The sequence below is a fragment of the Hyphomonas sp. TMED31 genome (assembly GCF_002172815.1).
Taxonomy (GTDB): Bacteria; Pseudomonadota; Alphaproteobacteria; order Caulobacterales; family Hyphomonadaceae; genus Hyphomonas; species Hyphomonas atlantica.
On the sequence record NZ_NHCK01000037.1, the window covers coordinates 28759 to 46233 of the forward strand.

Annotated in this window: 17 protein-coding genes; 14 read left to right on the forward strand and 3 right to left on the reverse strand. The window is 59.6% G+C overall.

Features of this window, described 5'->3' with window-relative positions; translation table 11 throughout:
* Positions 1-28: 28 nt before the first annotated feature.
* The 14 genes from CBB91_RS05895 to CBB91_RS05960 all read left to right on the forward strand — a co-directional run bounded on the left by CBB91_RS05895 (position 29) and on the right by CBB91_RS05960 (position 15161).
* On the forward strand, positions 29-2254 hold the full coding sequence (locus CBB91_RS05895; RefSeq protein WP_084419937.1) for a copper-translocating P-type ATPase: 2226 nt from the start codon (positions 29-31) through the stop codon (positions 2252-2254).
* Positions 2255-2271: 17 nt separating this feature from the next.
* A complete protein-coding gene (locus tag CBB91_RS05900) occupies positions 2272-2772 on the forward strand; it encodes a DUF411 domain-containing protein (RefSeq protein WP_034827461.1) in 501 nt (166 codons plus the stop codon).
* Positions 2769-4112 (forward strand): APC family permease, encoded by a 1344-nt coding sequence (locus CBB91_RS05905; RefSeq protein WP_273012782.1) that lies wholly within the window; start codon positions 2769-2771, stop codon positions 4110-4112. Before CBB91_RS05900 ends, CBB91_RS05905 begins: the two co-directional genes overlap by 4 nt.
* Complete coding sequence (locus CBB91_RS05910) at positions 4109-4558, forward strand: ion channel (RefSeq protein WP_034827464.1); 450 nt, start codon at positions 4109-4111, stop codon at positions 4556-4558. The genes CBB91_RS05905 and CBB91_RS05910 overlap by 4 nt, the downstream gene beginning before the upstream one ends.
* 78 nt (positions 4559-4636) lie before the next feature.
* A complete protein-coding gene (locus CBB91_RS05915) occupies positions 4637-5191 on the forward strand; it encodes a DUF305 domain-containing protein (RefSeq protein ID WP_034827488.1) in 555 nt (184 codons plus the stop codon).
* 54 nt (positions 5192-5245) lie between these two features.
* The gene (locus CBB91_RS05920) at positions 5246-6601 is read left to right on the forward strand and encodes an MBL fold metallo-hydrolase (protein WP_034827466.1); all 1356 of its coding nucleotides are present in this window, start codon (positions 5246-5248) and stop codon (positions 6599-6601) included.
* Between the two features lie 106 nt (positions 6602-6707).
* The gene (locus tag CBB91_RS05925) at positions 6708-6983 is read left to right on the forward strand and encodes a metal-sensitive transcriptional regulator (protein WP_273012784.1); all 276 of its coding nucleotides are present in this window, start codon (positions 6708-6710) and stop codon (positions 6981-6983) included.
* 53 nt (positions 6984-7036) lie between these two features.
* The gene (locus CBB91_RS05930; RefSeq protein WP_273012786.1) at positions 7037-7456 is read left to right on the forward strand and encodes a hypothetical protein; all 420 of its coding nucleotides are present in this window, start codon (positions 7037-7039) and stop codon (positions 7454-7456) included.
* Between the two features lie 72 nt (positions 7457-7528).
* Positions 7529-8743 (forward strand): TolC family protein, encoded by a 1215-nt coding sequence (locus tag CBB91_RS05935; protein WP_273012788.1) that lies wholly within the window; start codon positions 7529-7531, stop codon positions 8741-8743.
* On the forward strand, positions 8740-10602 hold the full coding sequence (locus CBB91_RS05940; RefSeq protein ID WP_273012790.1) for an efflux RND transporter periplasmic adaptor subunit: 1863 nt from the start codon (positions 8740-8742) through the stop codon (positions 10600-10602). Before CBB91_RS05935 ends, CBB91_RS05940 begins: the two co-directional genes overlap by 4 nt.
* The gene (locus CBB91_RS05945; RefSeq protein ID WP_273012792.1) at positions 10595-13810 is read left to right on the forward strand and encodes a CusA/CzcA family heavy metal efflux RND transporter; all 3216 of its coding nucleotides are present in this window, start codon (positions 10595-10597) and stop codon (positions 13808-13810) included. Before CBB91_RS05940 ends, CBB91_RS05945 begins: the two co-directional genes overlap by 8 nt.
* The gene (locus tag CBB91_RS05950) at positions 13807-14022 is read left to right on the forward strand and encodes a hypothetical protein (RefSeq protein ID WP_013301490.1); all 216 of its coding nucleotides are present in this window, start codon (positions 13807-13809) and stop codon (positions 14020-14022) included. The genes CBB91_RS05945 and CBB91_RS05950 overlap by 4 nt, the downstream gene beginning before the upstream one ends.
* A 94-nt stretch (positions 14023-14116) precedes the next feature.
* A complete protein-coding gene (locus CBB91_RS05955) occupies positions 14117-14617 on the forward strand; it encodes a copper-binding protein (protein WP_084419942.1) in 501 nt (166 codons plus the stop codon).
* Between the two features lie 100 nt (positions 14618-14717).
* Positions 14718-15161: a copper-binding protein gene (locus CBB91_RS05960; protein ID WP_345906740.1), complete on the forward strand. Its 444-nt coding sequence runs from the start codon at positions 14718-14720 to the stop codon at positions 15159-15161.
* Positions 15162-15231: 70 nt separating this feature from the next.
* Here CBB91_RS05960 and CBB91_RS05965 read toward each other — a convergent pair whose 3' ends face one another.
* The 3 genes from CBB91_RS05965 to CBB91_RS05975 form a co-directional block, all read right to left on the reverse strand.
* Positions 15232-15570 (reverse strand): YnfA family protein, encoded by a 339-nt coding sequence (locus CBB91_RS05965; RefSeq protein WP_084419943.1) that lies wholly within the window; start codon positions 15568-15570, stop codon positions 15232-15234.
* Between the two features lie 60 nt (positions 15571-15630).
* Positions 15631-17082 (reverse strand): mercury(II) reductase, encoded by a 1452-nt coding sequence (merA, locus tag CBB91_RS05970; protein WP_273012798.1) that lies wholly within the window; start codon positions 17080-17082, stop codon positions 15631-15633.
* Complete coding sequence (locus CBB91_RS05975) at positions 17039-17473, reverse strand: FAD-dependent oxidoreductase (protein ID WP_084333201.1); 435 nt, start codon at positions 17471-17473, stop codon at positions 17039-17041. The genes merA and CBB91_RS05975 overlap by 44 nt, the downstream gene beginning before the upstream one ends.
* Positions 17474-17475: the final 2 nt, after the last annotated feature.

Here is a 17475-nt window from a genome sequence, read left to right on the forward strand (position 1 = left end):
AAGCACTCCTGCTGAAAGAGTCAGAGCCATGACCAACGACACTTCTCACGCCCATTCCGGACATGCGTGCCATCACAACGATCAGGCCGCTCCAGAGAAGCCCGATGATGCCTATGACAAGGTTCCGATCGGCTATGCCGGCACCGTCTGGACCTGTCCCATGCATCCGCAGGTACGCGAAACTGCCAATACAGGCTGCCCGATCTGCGGCATGGCGCTCGAACCGGAAACGGTGACGGCCGAGCAGGATACCAGCGAACTGGATGACATGACGCGGCGCTTCTGGGTCGCCCTTGTCTTCTCGGCGCCACTGCTCGCCTTTGTCATGGGCGAAATGATTCCCGGCAGCCCGCTCAGGCACTGGATTGATCCGACATGGAGTGTCTGGCTTCAGGCCCTGATCGCGACTCCCGTTGTCGTTTGGGCCGGCTGGCCTTTCTTCGTGCGCGGCTGGCAATCCGTGAAGCGACGCAACCTCAACATGTTCACCCTGATCGCGATGGGCGTCGGCGTGGCCTATATTTATTCCCTGGTCGCAACATTCGCGCCCGGCATATTTCCCGATTCATTCCGTGGGCATGGCGGCGCGGTAGCAGTCTACTACGAGGCGGCCGCCGTCATCGTTACGCTGGTTTTACTTGGCCAGGTGCTCGAACTGCGCGCGCGCAACGCCACCTCAGGAGCCATTCGTGCACTGCTGGAGCTTGCCCCTGCTACTGCGCGCAGGATTGCTGACGATGGCAGCGAACAGGATGTCGATCTCGCGGATGTAAAGTCTGGCGACAAGCTGCGGGTCCGGCCAGGTGAGAAGATCCCGGTCGATGGCGAGGTCGTCGACGGCCATGGGTCGGTTGACGAGTCCATGGTCACCGGCGAACCCCTGCCCGTCGAAAAAGCCGCTGGCGCCCGTGTGACCGGCGGCACGGTCAACGGAACCGGGTCGCTCGTTATGAAGGCGACACATGTGGGCGAAGACACGCTCTTGTCCCAGATTGTCCGAATGGTTGCCGCCGCTCAGCGGTCCCGAGCTCCAATCCAGCGGCTCGCTGATCTCGTCGCTGCCTGGTTCGTTCCGGCTGTTATTGGAATTGCAATCCTGACCTTTGTCGTGTGGGCCGTGTTCGGACCCGACCCGGCGATGGCTTTTGCGATCGTGAATGCCGTTGCCGTCCTGATCATCGCATGTCCCTGTGCGCTAGGTCTGGCAACCCCGATGTCGATCATGGTCGGCACGGGCAAGGGCGCGTCCAACGGCATCCTGATCAAGAATGCTGAAGCGTTGGAGACGCTTGAGAAGGTCGATACGATCGTGGTCGACAAGACCGGGACGTTGACGCTCGGACGCCCCGAACTGGTACGCGTCCAGCCAGGCGAAGGCTTCGACGAAGCCTCGTTGCTTAGTCTCGTAGCCGCGGTGGAACGTTTGAGCGAGCACCCACTTGCCGACGCGATCGTGCGTGGCGCAAAAGGCAAGGGCGCGCCTCACAAGGATGCGCACGGATTTGAATCCGTCACTGGCGAAGGTGCGCAGGCAAGCGTCGACGGCCAAACCGTCGCCATCGGCAACAGAAAGATGATGCAGCGGATCGGGGGCTGGTCTGACGACCTCGGGACACGCGCTGACCAGTACCGCACCGAAGGCCAGACGGTTATGTTCGCCGCCGTCGACGGAAAACCGGCAGGCCTTGTCTCTGTGGCGGACCCGATCAAGGAGACGACACCGGAAGCCATCAGACGTCTTCATGCCGAAGGGTTGAAGATTGTGATGTTGACAGGTGACAATGAGACGACAGCACGCGCGGTCGCCGACAAGGTCGGCATCGATGAGGTTCACGCCGACGTCTCGCCTGAAGACAAGCATCGGATCGTGTCCGAACTCCAGAAGAACGGTGCCCGCGTGGCCATGTGCGGTGACGGCATAAATGATGCGCCCGCGCTCGCTCAGGCGGATGTCGGAATCGCCATGGGAACCGGAACCGATGTGGCCATGGAGAGTGCCGGTGTAACGCTTGTGAAAGGCGATCTGATCGGGGTCGCAAAGGCCCGGGAGCTCAGCCACGCCACGATGCGCAACATCCGCCAGAACCTGTTCTTCGCGTTCTTCTACAATACGCTTGGCGTGCCGGTTGCCGCTGGCATTCTGTATCCCTTCTTCGGCTTGTTACTGAGCCCGATGATCGCGGCGGCCGCCATGAGTTTCAGCTCCGTATCTGTTATCGGCAACGCCTTGCGGCTGAGAACCCTTAAACTCTAATTTTCCGGAGCACAGACATGTCCAGACCACTTGCTATGAGCGCGCTCGGTGCGCTGATGATTGCAGCCCTGATAGCGGGCGTGATGCTCTTCTCCGCGTCACCCGCAGCCAACGCGCAAACAGTCACTGTACACAAGACGCCATGGTGCGGTTGCTGCGCCGCCTGGGTGGACCACCTGCATGACGAGGGTTTCTACGTCATCGTGAAAGAGGAAGAGGACCTGACACCCATTCGGTCACGGCTTGGTGTTCGGGATGAACTGATGAGTTGCCATACCGCAGAAGTCGACGGATATGTCGTTGAAGGTCACGTTCCCGCTCGGGAAATACGACGCTTGCTCGAAGAAAAGCCTGACGTCAACGGCGTCTCGGTGCCCGGCATGCCGCAAGGCTCTCCCGGCATGGAAACACCGAACGCGCCAGATCGGTATGATGTCATCATCTTCTCTGGAGAGGATGCCAGGACATATGCCTCCTATCGGGGAACGCAATTGGTCTCCGAACAGGCAAGACCATGAGTGAGGATGACTACAAGCAAGGGTCACTGACGCTGGCGGGCACCGTCGCCATGGGGACGGGCGTGATGATCGGTGCCGGCATCTTTGCCCTGACCGGTCAGGTCGCTGAATTTGCAGGCGACCTGTTTCCGCTCGCCTTCCTCACGGCAGCCATCATCAGCGGCTTCAGCGCCTATTCCTATATCAAGGTCTCCAACAAGTATCCTAGCGCCGGCGGCATCGCGATGATACTCCAACGCACTTACGGCCCGTCTACCGTGACCGGAAGCGCCGCCCTGCTGATGGCGTTCTCGATGATCATCAATGAAAGCCTGGTCGCCCGCACGTTCGGTACGTACACGCTGCAGCTGTTTGGCGTCGAGGGCGGCATATTCGTCCCCTTGCTGGCAATCGGACTGATTATCCTGGCTTTCGTGATAAATATTGCCGGTAATCAGGTGATCGGCGGCGTATCGAAGGTCACGGCTATTCTCAAGATTGGTGGCATACTGATTTTCGCGCTTATTGCGATCNGGGCTGCCGGATTCAGCTTCCAGCCAGCAGCAGACGGTTTCGCTGACAGCACATCTGCCGGTGGGTTCCTGGCCGGCGTCGCGCTCGCCATCCTGGCCTATAAGGGATTCACCACCATCACGAACAGTGGCGACGAGGTGAAGCAACCGACCCGCAATGTCGGGCGGGCCATCATGATCTCACTTGCGATCTGCACTTTCATCTATCTCCTTGTCTGTTTCGCTGTCGGATCAACCCTCACTGTCTCGGAGATTGTTGCGGCGAAGGACTATGCCCTCGCCGAAGCGGCCCGGCCAGCACTTGGAAACTATGGATTGTGGTTCACAGTAACGATTGCGATCATCGCGACAGCTTCAGGCCTGCTTGCCAGCTTGTTTGCCGTCTCCCGCATGCTCGCCATGCTGACCGACATGAACCTGATTCCGCATAGACATTTCGGCATGCCCGGAACGGTACAGCGTCATACGCTCGTCTATACGGTTGTGGCTGCCGGATTGCTCGCGGCTTTCTTCGATCTCAGTCGCATCGCTTCGCTTGGCGCAATCTTCTATCTGGTCATGGATATCATCATCCATTGGGGCGTCTTCCGGCATTTGAGAAAGGATGTCGGCGCCGCACCTGCAATCCTTATCTGTGCGATAGCGCTCGATGCCGTCGTCCTGATCGCCTTCCTCCTCCTGAAGTGGCAAGCCGATCCAGTCATCATCCTGATCGCGGCTTTCGGCATGGTTGTAGTCTTTTCATTCGAGCATTTCTTTCTGAAACGTCTCCGCGACAATCCTCCCGGAGAGGAGTCCGGAAACAACCAGCACAAAGCCCATTCATGATCATTGCAACCTTGATCGGACTGCTCACTTTTGTGCTGGCAAGCACGGTGCATTATCTCGCACTGGCGCATCTGCACCGACGCCTGAACCATGAAGCGCGTTCAGGTCTCCCGATCGTTGTTTCGGGTATCGTAGGTGCAGGCCTGGCGCACCTCGCTGAGGCAGCGCTCTATGCAACCAGCTTTACGCTACTGGATGCCTTTGACTTGGGTGGTTTCAAGGGCGGCGAAGCGGACGGGTTCATGGACATATTCTATTTCTCCCTCGTCAACTACACATCGCTTGGGCTGGGCGATATCTATCCAACCGGACATTCGCGGTTCCTGGCGGGACTGGAATCACTCAATGGTTTCCTGCTGATTTCGTGCTCGGCATCCTTCATTTTCCTCCTGATGCGAAACCAAATGGATGGTCCAACTTCAGGCGGAATTCAAGCATCGGATTAACTCGGAACCTGTTCACACACTTCTCCGTTAGTCGTGGAAATACCCCACCACTGTATAAGGAGGATGTTGAAAGTGGATATGAAGAACAGTTATTGGCGGTTTGGCGCAATGATCATCACATCGATGATCGTGATGTTTGGGCTGATGTACCTCAACACCTATGCGTGGGAGCATGTTCGCTGGAGCGAAACGCGCTTCTACATGGCCTTCATCATGGGCGCCGCGATGGCCGTCGTGATGCTGAGCTTCATGCTCAACATGTACAAGGACAGCCGGATCAATTTCGGCATTTTCATTGGCGCTGCGGTCGTGTTCGTCCTGGCCCTCTGGCTGGTGCGCAGCCAGAGCACTGTCGACGACCGGTCCTACATGAAAGCGATGATCCCCCACCACTCCATTGCCATCATGACAAGTGAACGCGCCGGCATCGAGGATGTCCGTGTGCGCGAGCTTGCCGACGAGATCATCACGGCGCAGCGCCGCGAGATCAAGGAAATGGAATGGCTGATTTCCGACATCGCGGAGAATGGCCCGGCATCGACGGAAAGGGAGGCGGCGAGCCGCCCCGTTCCCCCCTTTGAAGGCACGCTCAATCCAGACGACGCTGCCGGGGCAGCCATCGCGGAGGACTAACGCGCCTTCCACGTCCAGTCAGACCCATTCGATCCCGAAAAGGAGCGAAACAGAATGAGACTTGAAAAGATCAAGACACAGGGCCTTGCCCACCTTTCCTACTTCCTGAGCGCCGATGGCGAAGCTGCGGTCATCGATCCGCGGCGTGACATCGACATCTATCTGGACCTCGCCCGTGAGGAAGGCTCTGTCATCAAGCACGTCTTCGAAACCCACCGGAACGAGGACCTGCTCTCAGGCGCCCCTGTCCTGAAGGAAGAGACTGGCGCAAAGGTCTGGCACGGGCCGAACCCTGAAAAGCCGATCCAGTATGCAGCCGAGACGCGGGAAGGCGACACGTTCGAGATTGGCGGCGCGCTCCTGAAGGTGCTTGAAACGCCCGGGCACACCGACGACAGCCTGTCCTACGTGCTTTATGACAAGAGCTTTGAGGAAGGCCCGGTTGGCGTGTTCACGGGCGATGCCCTGTTCATTGGCGATGTCGGGCGCACGGACTTCTATCCCGACCGCAAACGCGAAGTCGCCGGCCTGCTCTATGACAGCCTGGAGAAACTGATGAGGCTCGGCGACCAGTGCCTCGTCTATCCCGCGCATGGCGCCGGTTCGGTTTGTGGCTCGGGCATGGCCGACCGGGAGTTTTCCTCCATCGGCCATGAAAAGCTCAACAATCCGAGCCTGCAGATCGATGACCGGGAGGCTTTCATCGACGCCAAGGTAGCCGAGAACCACTACATCCCGCCATACTTCCGGCGCATGGAAGAGGGCAATATGGAAGGCACCGAAGCTGCGCCGCCGGCGCCCCTGCCCGCTTCCCCGGCCAGGTTGCTCGATCCGGGCGATGCGGTCTGCCTCGATGTCCGTGGCATATTCGACTTTGCCGGCGGACACCGCACGGGCTCGCTCTGCATCCCGGATGACATGCTTGCCGCCTTCGCGGGCTGGTTGCTGCCAGGCGACAAACCGGTGCTGCTGGTAGCGCGCGATGACGACCAGGCGGTCGATGCGGCCACCACGCTTCAGCGGATCGGCTTCGACAATGTGAGCGGATTTGTCAGCGGCGCCATGCCCGTGGCGGTCCAGAACGGCCCGCTCGACACACTCGACTTCGTCGATACCGAAACCGTCGCCGCGCGCGTAGACAACCCGCCGGCTGGCTGGACCCTGCTCGATGTCCGGGCCATCGACGAATATGAGAGCGGCCATATCAAGGACAGCAAGCACGCTTATGTCGGCAAGCTGCCTGATGCGGCCAGTGACCTCGACCCGGACAAGCCCGTCACCGTCATGTGCGGAAGCGGCGCCCGGGCCACCATTGCCGCCTCGCAGCTCATGCGGAAGGGGTTCTCCGAGGTCGATGTCTATATCGGCTCGATGAAGGCGTGGACCGCAGCTGGAAATGCCATTGAGTGATGACTGTCAGTCCATCTTGGGCTGAACCTTTCGTTTCTGACGCATNAAGAGACTGGAAATTGCTTCACGAGGTCCCCATATGNATACCCTGTATGGGGTATTTGCCATGAAGACTGAAACCAAAGAGGCCGCGACCCGAAGGCTTGCCCGCATCGAGGGACAAGTGCGCGGCATCACGAAGATGGTGTCCGACGANCGGTATTGTATTGATGTCATTCGTCAGGTGCAGGCTGTGAAGGCCGCGCTTGTCGGCCTCGAGGCCGTTATCCTGGATGACCATATCGCAACGTGTGTGGATCATGCCCTGACCGGAAGCAATGTCGATGACCGGCGTGAAAAGGTCGAGGAACTTGTTGCTGTGCTTGGTGGCCGCAAGAAGTAGCGGCCTCACAGTTTGTTGAAATGAAAGTTTTAATCTTTTCACGTATTTGAACAATGATGCAGTTTGTGACCCGCCTCCTGACACTGTTTGCCGCTGCCTTCATGGCGGCTCATCCGGTCATGGCGTGTCCATTGATGGTCGGGNCCTCCGAAACCGCGCCGACTGAAATGAGCAGCAATCANCCCTGTNATGACATGGCGATGGAAGCCATGGCCGACACCGGGCATACAGATCAGGCATCATCGTCTGATTGCCCCGCGGGATACGACTGTGCACCCATGCTTATCCAGGCGCACAGTGACGCCAATCCAGTTGCACCTGTTGCGAATGTAGACGCAGAATTTGCTGCGGTTCTCGCTAACCCACCAAAGGCATTCCTGCCAGAGCGCGAAACGCTAAAGACCGGGCCTCCACCTCGGCTGGATATCGTCCAGCACACGCCAATATCGCTAAAGCAGCGCTTCCTGAATTGAGAGCGATGACCTGCGGCNGCCACAGCAGCCCGTCGTCATCGNNTCNCACAATTCAGAAGAGCCNGTTTTATCATGCCCCACATTTCNAGAATGCTGCTGGTCGCAGCGTTTGCCGCTGTGCCCCTNGCGGCGGTTGCCANCGCTCAGAGCTTTGCCGAGCTTGAAGCCCGTCTCGAGGCCCATCCAAGCCTCTCCGCTCTCGGTTACGATGCCGANGCCGACCGGGAGCGTGCNGTCGCCTCAACCGCACTCCCGGACCCNGTCGTATCCCTCGGGATCAACAACNTTCCGATTTTCGATCCCTCATTCGACAGTTACTTGCCGACCAATAAAGCCGTTGGTATCCGGCAACAATTTCCGAGCTTCGCGGGCCGTGAAGCCCGCGCCGGTGAAGCCCGGGCGATGTCAGCACAGACCGAGGCGGTTCGCGATGCCCGTTATGCGGCCTTGCGCGCCGAACTCATCGCTCTTCTCGCTGACAAGACTAGACTGACCAGGCAGAGATCCCTCGCCGAAGCGCGAAACGCCAAATANGACGAGCTTGTCGACATTGTCGAGGCCGAGATCGANGCGGGCCGCCCGGCCGTCTATCGCCTTGCCGAAATTGAAAGCGAACGGGCAGAAGTTTCCCGGACGCTTGTTGATCTTGACCGGCAGGAAGCCGAGACCGATGCGCGCCTGATCGAACTCGTCGGACTGGTCCCTTCGACCGGCCTCCCTCCCCTGACTGAAAGAGACTGGTCCGGCGCAGCGCTTGAGTTCCANACCGTNCGNNTTGCCGACGCGGCCGTCCGCGTTACCGATTACGGTATCGACGAGGCCCGCGCGGCCTGGAAGCCAGAATGGGGGGCCCAGCTCACNTATCAACAGCGCGATGAAGGCGCGATGTTCGCGGGGGATGACTGGGTCTCCGGTATGGTGACTTTTACGGTTCCGCTCTGGGCCGAAAGGAAGCAGGCACCGAACTTGCGCGCCGCAAANGCTGAGCGGGCCGGCGCCGAGCAACGCTACCAGGCTGCCGCGCGGAATGCGGCGGCCCAGTATGCGTCCCGGGACGCCATTATACGCGCGGCCGATGCCAGTATCGACGTGCTGCAGGTCAAGATTGCTGCCGTCGAAGACGAAGTCGAGGCCCAGCTGATTGCTTATGAATCCGGTGTTGGCGGTTATGCGCCGATCATCGACGGCGAGATCGCCATTCTCAAACTCCGGGCGGAAATCGAAGCTGAAACGGCCCGCAAGGCCGCTGCGATCGCANGCCTGAATGCCCTCCTGGTGACACAATGAAAAAGACATTCCTGATAATGGGCACCGCATCTGCCGCCCTCTTGCTCGCCGCATGCGGCGCACCGGGCGGATCACCGGGCGGCCAGGGTGAAAANCCGAACGCCTCGAGCGAGACGCAACGATACACCTGCCCCATGCACCCNCACTATATTTCGACCGATCCGGACGGCACCTGCCCGATCTGTGGCATGGACCTGGTGCCTGCCGACAAGACCCAGGAACCGACGAGCTCAACAGGGGAAATCCTGTACTACAAGCATCCCATGGGTAAGCCGGACACCTCGCCTGTTCCGAAAAAGGATTCCATGGGCATGGATTACATCCCGGTTTATGCCGATGACACCGGATCGGGCGTGGCCGTCTCGCCGGAAATGATCCAGACCATGGGGATCCGGACAGCACCTGCCGAGACCGGGGATTTCAGCCGTGTACTGAGAGCCTTCGGCACGGTCGAGACCAATGAACGGCTCGAAAATGTTACCGTCTCGCGGCTAGAAGGCTGGATTGAGAATCTGGCGGTCAATGCCGAGGGCGACACCGTCCGCCCCGGCAGTCTCCTCTACCGGATCTACAGTCCGGACCTGATCGCCGCGCAGAAAGATTATCTGAACTCGTTCAAGATCGGCAACGAAGCGCGCATCGCGTCGGTTCGCCAACGCCTGCGCTCCCTTGGCATGCAGAATGCGGCCATCGACCGGCTGACCGAAACCCGCCAGGTCATTGAACGTGTTCCAGTTTACGCAGAAGCCGGCGGCACGGTTGCCGAGCTCCAGGTCCGCAATGGCGACTATGTCAAACCCGGCACGCCTATATTACGCCTGCAATCCTATGCCGATGTCTGGGTCATTGCCTCGGTGCCGGAGAGCGATTTGCCTCTGGTGGAAACAGGCATGCAGGCCGAACTCGATTTTCCGAGCGCGCCCGATGCCCCCGGTAAAGGCCAGGTCGACTATATCTATCCGACAATCGACCCGAAAACCCGTACAGCCGACGTCCGGATCGAAGTGGACAATGTGTCGGGCTATCTTCGCCCGGGCGCCTATGCGGACATAAGGCTGAATATCGGCGGCCGACCGCGTCTTTCGGTTCCAAGTGAAGCCATTCTGCTTGGTAGCGAGGGCGCCCGTGTCGTCATCGCCGAAGGCAATGGCCGCTTCTCCGGACGCGCCGTGCAAACCGGGATTTCGGCCAATGGCCGGACCGAAATCCTGTCGGGTCTGGAAAGTGGCGACATGGTCGTCGCCAGCGGGCAGTTCCTGCTCGATAGCGAAGCCAACCTGAAAGAAGGTCTTGCCAAGCTGGAAGCTCCGGATGCGAGCGCGGCCAGTCCGGAAACACCGCTCTCCGATATTCCGGTGGACAGTAAAGCCCTCGCCGAAATCGATCACTTCACTGACATGGCGCTCTACTTCCACGAGGCCCTGACAGACGGGTATGACATCGATCCGCTATTCGTGGACCCGGCGCTCGCCCTGGTGCCAGTGCTGCGGGACCGTTACGCGAACACGAAACTGGCACCGGTCATGGATGCTACGCAAACCGCTCTCGCCGCCGCGCAAAACGCCACGGACCGCGAAGACCTTGCCACGCAACTCTCAGACCTGGTCGAGGCCTTGAAACCCTGGCTGCTGGAAGGCGCACCTCAGCATTACAGCGAGGCTGGTCTGGTGCTCTACCGGGACACCGCAACGGGCCGGTACTGGCTGCAGGAAGAAGCGAAACCAGCCAATCCGTACAGCGCAGATGGAGCCGAACGGATTGACTGGCCCAACCCGATGGCCGGCATGTCGATGACGACCAATGACNGCGAGACTGGCGCTGACCAGGCCCCTGGGCATTCGGGGGACAGTCATGACTGAACGAAACGACAGAAACCTCGCGGGGCAAGACCCCTCCAAATCATGGGTGGCAAAGCTGATCTCCTGGTCGGTTTCCAACCAGCTCATCGTCCTCATGCTCGCCGCTGCACTGGCTGTGACCGGGTGGATGGCGATCCAGCGCACGCCGCTCGATGCAGTGCCGGACCTGACAGATACCCAGGTCATNATTCGNACCGATTTTCCNGGCCAGAGCCCGCAGATTGTCGAGGACCTCGTCACCTATCCACTATCGACGAACCTTCTCGGTCTGCCGAAGACCAAGGACGTGCGCGGCTCCTCAATGTTCGGCACCAGTTTTGTGTATGTCATATTTGACGATGATGTTGACCTCTACTGGGCCCGCTCGCGCGTTCTCGAAGCCTTGTCCCGGCTGGGATCCGAACTCCCGGAAGGCGCCGTACCCCAGATCGGACCGGATGCAACCGGCGTTGGCTGGGTCTATCAGTATGCCTTGGTCGACAAAACCGGCAAGACCGATCTCGCCGAGCTGCGTTCACTCCAGGACTGGTTCCTGAAACTCGAACTGGCCGGTGTGGAGGGGGTCTCTGAAGTCGCCTCGGTCGGCGGTTTTGTCAGGGAATACCAGGTTCTCCTCGATCCCAATCGCCTGAGAAGTTACGACCTGTCGATCACCCGTATCCGTGACGCGGTCCGCGCAGCCTCAAGCGAAGTCGGTGGCCGCGTGCTCGAACAGGGCGAAACGGAATATGTCATCCGCTCATCAGGCTATGTCGATGAGAAGCTTGATCTCGAACAGGTCGTGGTCAAGGCAGAGGATGGCACCCCCGTCCAGCTGAGCCATGTCGCCCGGATTGTCGAAGGCCCGGCCCTCCGGCGCGGCATTGTCGAACTCAATGGCGAAGGCGAAACGGTGTCCGGCATCGTGGTGATGCGCGATGGCGAGAATGCGCTGTCGGTGATCGAACGTGTGAAGGAGAAACTTGATAGTCTCCAGCGCGGCCTGCCGGAAGGTGTCGAGATTGTCACTGTGTATGACCGCGCGCCACTCATCGAGGGTTCGGTCGATTATCTGAAAGACAAGCTGATCGAGGAAGGCATCGCGGTTGCGCTCGTCATCCTGATCTTCCTCCTCCATGTAAGGTCGTCTCTGGTTGCCATCATCACCTTGCCGCTCGGAGTGCTCGGCGCGTTCCTGATCATGTCCTGGCAAGGTGTCACAGCGAACATCATGTCACTTGGCGGGATCGCCATCGCGATCGGCGCCATGGTCGACGCCTCGATTGTGCTTGTCGAGAATGCCAGCCGGAAACTGGCGGATCTGGGACCGAAACCCGATCCGAGCGTGCGCCGCCAAGCGCTGGTCGAGTCGGCTCAGGAAGTCGGCCCCGGCATATTCTTTTCACTCCTCATCATCACGGTCTCCTTCCTGCCCGTCTTTGCCCTGACCGGTCAGAGCTTCAGGCTCTTCAGTCCTCTTGCCTATACCAAGACCTATGCGATGGCCTTCGCGGCCATTCTGTCGGTGACACTTGTCCCGGTTCTGATGCTGTACCTGATGCGGGGTCGGTTCCGGCGCGAGGAAGCCAATCCCCTGAACGCCTTCTTCGTCTGGGCCTACAAACCGCTGCTCCATCTAGCCCTGAGGTTCAAATGGATCACGGTCGCCCTAGCGCTCGCGCTGACGGCCACCGTCATCGTGCCGGTCCAGAGGATCGGCTCGGAATTCATGCCGGCCCTTTATGAAGGCGAGCTCCTCTACATGCCGACCACCCTGCCCGGCGTGTCATCCACCAAGATGCGGGAGATTCTTGGCCAGACAAACCGCGTCATCAAGACCGTGCCAGAAGTCGATCGTGTCTTCGGCAAGGCCGGGCGCGCCGATACCGCAACCGATCCAGCGCCACTCACCATGATCGAGACCTGGATCAAGCTGAAACCGAAGGAGGATTGGCGGCCAGGTGTGACGGTCGAGGACATCACCGATGAGCTCGATGCCAAGCTGCAAATGCCCGGCCTCGTGAATTCATGGGGCTATCCGATCAAGATTCGCATGGACATGGTTTCAACAGGTGTGCGCACGCCCATTGGCATCAAGGTTACGGGCGATGATCTGACAGAGATTGAGACCATTGCCCGGGACATAGAAGCGGCCATTTCGGACGTACCCGGAACGCGCTCGGCCTTCGCCGACAGGGTCATGGGCGGAAAATATCTCGAGATCACGCCGGATAGGGGCGAACTCGCCCGGCGGAATATCGACATGGCAGCCTTCCAGTCCGTGATCCAAACCGCCCTGGGCGGCATGACACTCTCCCAGTCTGTCGAGGGCCGGGAACGCTATGACATCATCCTGCGCTATGATCGGCCATTTCGTGAGAGTGCCACAGACCTGGAAGAGATACTCGTGCCCGCCCCGTCCGGCGCCCATATCCCTCTCAGCGAACTGGCGGACATTTCCTATGCGGAAGGCCCGCCAATGATCCGATCGGAAAATGCCAGGCTGACTGGCTGGGTTTTCGTCGATATCGCGGACCGGGACATGGGCAGCTATGTTGCAGACGCCGGACAGGTGATTGCCAACGCCGTCGACCTGCCTGCGGGATATGCGGTGGAGTTCTCCGGACAGTATGAACAGATGCAGGAAGCGAATGCGCGGCTGAAGATCGCCATTCCAGCTGCGATTGCACTGATCTTCCTGCTGCTGATGCTACATTTCGGTCGGCTCGACCGGACCCTGATCATCATGGCCAGCCTGCCATTCGGCCTGGTCGGCGGAATGTGGGCCGTCTGGTTGGCAGGCTACAATCTGTCAGTAGCCGTCGCGGTCGGTTTCATCGCCCTGGGCGGCATCGCGGTCGAGACAGCCGTCGTGATGCTGCTCTATATCGACGCGGAAGTCCGCAAGGCGAACCCGTCTGACAGGAGCCAGCTTTTCGCAGCTGTCAGCAAGGGCGCGGCCATGCGCGTCAGGCCGAAGTTGATGACGGTCACGACCATTTTTGCAGGTCTTGCCCCGATCTTCCTGACCGACGGCCTCGGATCGGACGTCATGCGCCGGATTGCCCTGCCCATGCTTGGCGGCATGGCCTCAACCCTCATCCTCTCCCTGATCGTGATCCCGGCCATCTACTACATCCGGGTCGGGCTGCAGATTCCATCAGATTTACCCCGGGCCGAACCGGATAACCGGGCCGGCTCATTCACCCCCGAAGGAGAAAAACCATGACGAGACACCTGTTGAAAATTCCGCTTTTGTTTCCACTGCTTCTGAGTAGCGCCATGCTGCCGGCGGCCGCGCAGGATCGCTCATCAGGCAGAATGATGATCGACGGCGGCATGATGGGTGGCGGCCTGTTCGGCACGGTGTTCATGCTGCTTGCTGTGCTCCTCCTCCTGCTCGGGATCGCTGCCCTCATCAAATATCTGAGGTCGAAATAATAGTCCCGTGTCCATCCACCCTATTCCCCCGTCCCGGCGCGCATCGGGGGCCTCTGTTGAAAGCCGCGCCTGACAATCAAAAAGGAAGAAAACGATGAAAACCCTCGTCAGAAAGACAGCAGTCACAGGCGCAATCCTCGGACTGGCCCTGATTGGTCCGGCGCTCGCCCAGGAGGCCGGCATGAAAATGGACAGCATGAAAGACATGGACATGTCCGGCATGAGCTGCTGCGGCGACATGGCGCCCGGCTTTGGCGTCATTAACGGCGTCGATCTGGATGCCCGAACCGTCAATATTTCACACGATCCGATCAAGAAGATCGGCTGGGGTGAAATGACAATGGACTTCGAGGTCGGCGGAATGGTTGCGCTCGACAAATTCGAGAATGGCGACAACGTCCATTTCATGCTCAAGCAGGACGACAGCGACAATTATGATATCGCCATGATGATGCCGATCGGCGGCGATCCGGATGCTTTCAAGCAATCCATGATGTCGATGATGAAAGGCGACGGCATGATGGACTGCAACATGGGCGGACACGGATCCATGTCCGGCATGTCAGGCAAGGATCATGACGACACCGATCACTAGCCGGTCCTCTGTTTCAAGCAAAAAATTCGTAAATCAGGTTCCGGCCGCGTTCCGCGGCCGGAATGCCTGCGTCTCCCGATTAGTTCACCAGGAAATCCCAATGACTCAAAGAATTCTGATTACCGCCTTCTTGTTAGGTTCCGTTTCCCTGACAGCCTGCAGTGACCCCGAAAGCCGAACGCCGCCAGCATCCGGCCCTGCGGACCAGACCAGGCCTGAACCGTTCGAACAGGCAGATGAAGCTATGCCCGGCGATACTGGACGGGCCACGGGCAGGATCACATCCCTTGATCGCGACGACGGCCGGGTCACCATCGACCATGGCCCCTTCGAAGGCATCGCCATGGGCGCGATGACCATGAGTTTCGCTTTAATGGGCGATCTTGAGCTGACTGACCTCTCTGAAGGCGATGACGTGATCTTCCAGGTCAAACGGGGCCGGGACGGTTCTCATCGCATCATGGAAATTTGCAGCATTCCCGCGAATGGCCGCGACTGCCCGGACCAAGAAACGGTCTATCCGGACAACCCTCCAGATCAGTAAGGCGGCATACTCCGGCACTGTCCCCGATCGAGCTAAAGGGAAGACGATAAAGACCCGTTTCGCCATAGTGTCAAACTGGCATGCGCGGACCAAAAAGAATAACCGCAGCCCCGATCAGACAGGTTACAACCCCTATCAGATCCCAGCGGTCGGGACGAACCCCCTCAATGGTCCATAGCCAGATGAGCGAGGAAGTTATGTAAACCCCACCATAGGCGGCATAGGCGCGCCCGGCTGCAGACGCTTCCACCAGTGTCAGCAGCCAAGCGAATACAACAAGGGATATCATCCCCGGAACCAGCCAGAAAGCGGACTTTCCAAGCCGCAGCCAGGCCCAGAATGCAAAACAACCGGCGATTTCGGCGGCTGCCGCGCCAGCATAGATCAACAACGTCGCGCGAATATCCATGGCTGGGACGTTTCCTGATCTGGCTGGACTGGCGAGGCCCCGTTGCGGTTAAAATTGGTTTCAGCCTGCGCAGCATGAAAGCTTCGCCACGTCCTTGTCGAACGTCTGTGCCGCCAATTTTAACCCTTCAACAGTTGTCAGGTATGGAAAAATTGTCTCGCCAAGCGCCTTGCTCGTCATGCCGAACTTCAACGCCATAGCCAGCGTCTGAATCGCATCAGACCCTTCGGGCGCCGCGATCTGTCCGCCCAGGAGGCGGTCGGTCTTCGCATCCGCGACCAGCTTGATGACGCCGCGGGTATCGCGGGCGGCGGCGGCGCGTGCCACGTGGTCCAGCGTCAGCACGCTGGCCTTGACGTCATGACCGGCTGCCTTCGCCTGCACCTCGGAAAGGCCGACGCCGGCGACCTGCGGATCGGTGAACACGACCCAGGGCATGGCCGCATTGTCATAGCGCAAATCCTGAAGCCCGAGCGCATTGTTGGCCGCCACCTTGGCCCCATAAGCGGCCATGTAGACGAACTGGTCGCGATCGGTGACATCACCCGCTGCCCAGACGCCAGGCCGCGTTGTGGCCATGTCGGCTCCGACCTTGATCGATCCACGCGCATCGGTCTCGATGCCGAACTCGCGCAAGCCGAGGTCTTCGGAATTGGCCACCCGGCCTGTGGTGGCCACAAGCCGCTGCGCGGAGAGGGTCACAGGCTTTCCACNCCGTTCGATTGTCAGCGTGACGCCGCCGTCACTCCGTCTCACCGATCGGTAGGACAGGCCGGTCTCGACCGCGACNCCCTCAGCCTTCAACGCGTCGGTCAACGCCTTGGCCACTTCCGGTTCCACGCCGGGCAGAAGGCGCGAACGCGTGACCAGTGTAACCTTGACGCCCAGCCGCGACGCCATCTGCGCCAGTTCACAGCCAATATAGCCGCCGCCCAGGACCAGGATGCTTTCGGGCTGATCGGGCAGGCTGAGAAGGTCCCAGGAATCCAGCGCCTCCACGGTCTCGATCCCGTCAATTTCCGGCAAGAAAGGGCGCGAGCCGGTGGCGATCAGAACCTTCGGTGCAGCGATGATCCGCCCGCCGACCTCAATCCCACCTTCGATCAGGCGTGCGGCACCTTCCTCGATATAGGTGACATTCTCATAGGAAGGCAGCAGGTCGATGTATTTTTTCTGGCGCATCTCGTCGACCAGATCGGCCGTGCCCTTGACGACCGCCGACCAGTCCACGCTCTGCGCACAGGGCTCAATGCCCGGAAACCGTGCCGCCGCTGTACCAGCATGCACCGCTTCACCGGCCCGTATCATCGCCTTGGACGGCACGCAGCCGACATTGACGCAGGTGCCGCCGATGGTGCCATGCCCAACCATGGCCACGCGCCTGCCGGCCTCGGCCGCGCTAATCGAAGCCGAAAACCCGGCCGAGCCAGCACCTATGACGATGAGGTCATAGCTGTCGTCGCCGTTTTTATTGACGGAGCAGCAATCGCCTGTCTTTACGGTTTGATTCATTATTTCTTCCTTGGCTTGTGACCAGGCATGGCGACGCGGCCTCGATCAAGTATTCAAAATCACACCATCGACCCGATGTCGGAGGCGTGGCCGGGATCAGGTTGAGGCCGCTGTCGCCGCATTCGCCTGCGGCGAAGACCGCGGGATCGCTCGTACGCATCGATGTGTTCACCTGGATGCCCCGCCGAGTGCACTCGGCGCAGGCAGCTTCAAGGTTCAGCCTGTCCATTTTTGGTACCCGGCCGGGGCTGAGGCACATGCTCATTGATGCAAAACAAGAAGGTGTCGCAATGACGGTACCGGCCAGACCCGTTATCAGCAGTTTTCGGTCAGTCCATTTTGACATCAAAGTGAAAGCCTTGTGTGAAAATCTGACGATGTATGCGAACATCG

Coding starts and splice junctions, on each gene's coding strand:
- CBB91_RS05895 (WP_084419937.1), top strand. CDS start 29: ATGACCAACGACACTTCTCACGCCCATTCCGGACATGCGTGCCATCAC.
- CBB91_RS05900 (WP_034827461.1), top strand. CDS start 2,272: ATGTCCAGACCACTTGCTATGAGCGCGCTCGGTGCGCTGATGATTGCA.
- CBB91_RS05910 (WP_034827464.1), top strand. CDS start 4,109: ATGATCATTGCAACCTTGATCGGACTGCTCACTTTTGTGCTGGCAAGC.
- CBB91_RS05915 (WP_034827488.1), top strand. CDS start 4,637: ATGAAGAACAGTTATTGGCGGTTTGGCGCAATGATCATCACATCGATG.
- CBB91_RS05920 (WP_034827466.1), top strand. CDS start 5,246: ATGAGACTTGAAAAGATCAAGACACAGGGCCTTGCCCACCTTTCCTAC.
- CBB91_RS05950 (WP_013301490.1), top strand. CDS start 13,807: ATGACGAGACACCTGTTGAAAATTCCGCTTTTGTTTCCACTGCTTCTG.
- CBB91_RS05955 (WP_084419942.1), top strand. CDS start 14,117: ATGAAAACCCTCGTCAGAAAGACAGCAGTCACAGGCGCAATCCTCGGA.
- CBB91_RS05960 (WP_345906740.1), top strand. CDS start 14,718: ATGACTCAAAGAATTCTGATTACCGCCTTCTTGTTAGGTTCCGTTTCC.
- CBB91_RS05965 (WP_084419943.1), bottom strand. CDS start 15,570: ATGGATATTCGCGCGACGTTGTTGATCTATGCTGGCGCGGCAGCCGCC.
- CBB91_RS05975 (WP_084333201.1), bottom strand. CDS start 17,473: ATGTTCGCATACATCGTCAGATTTTCACACAAGGCTTTCACTTTGATG.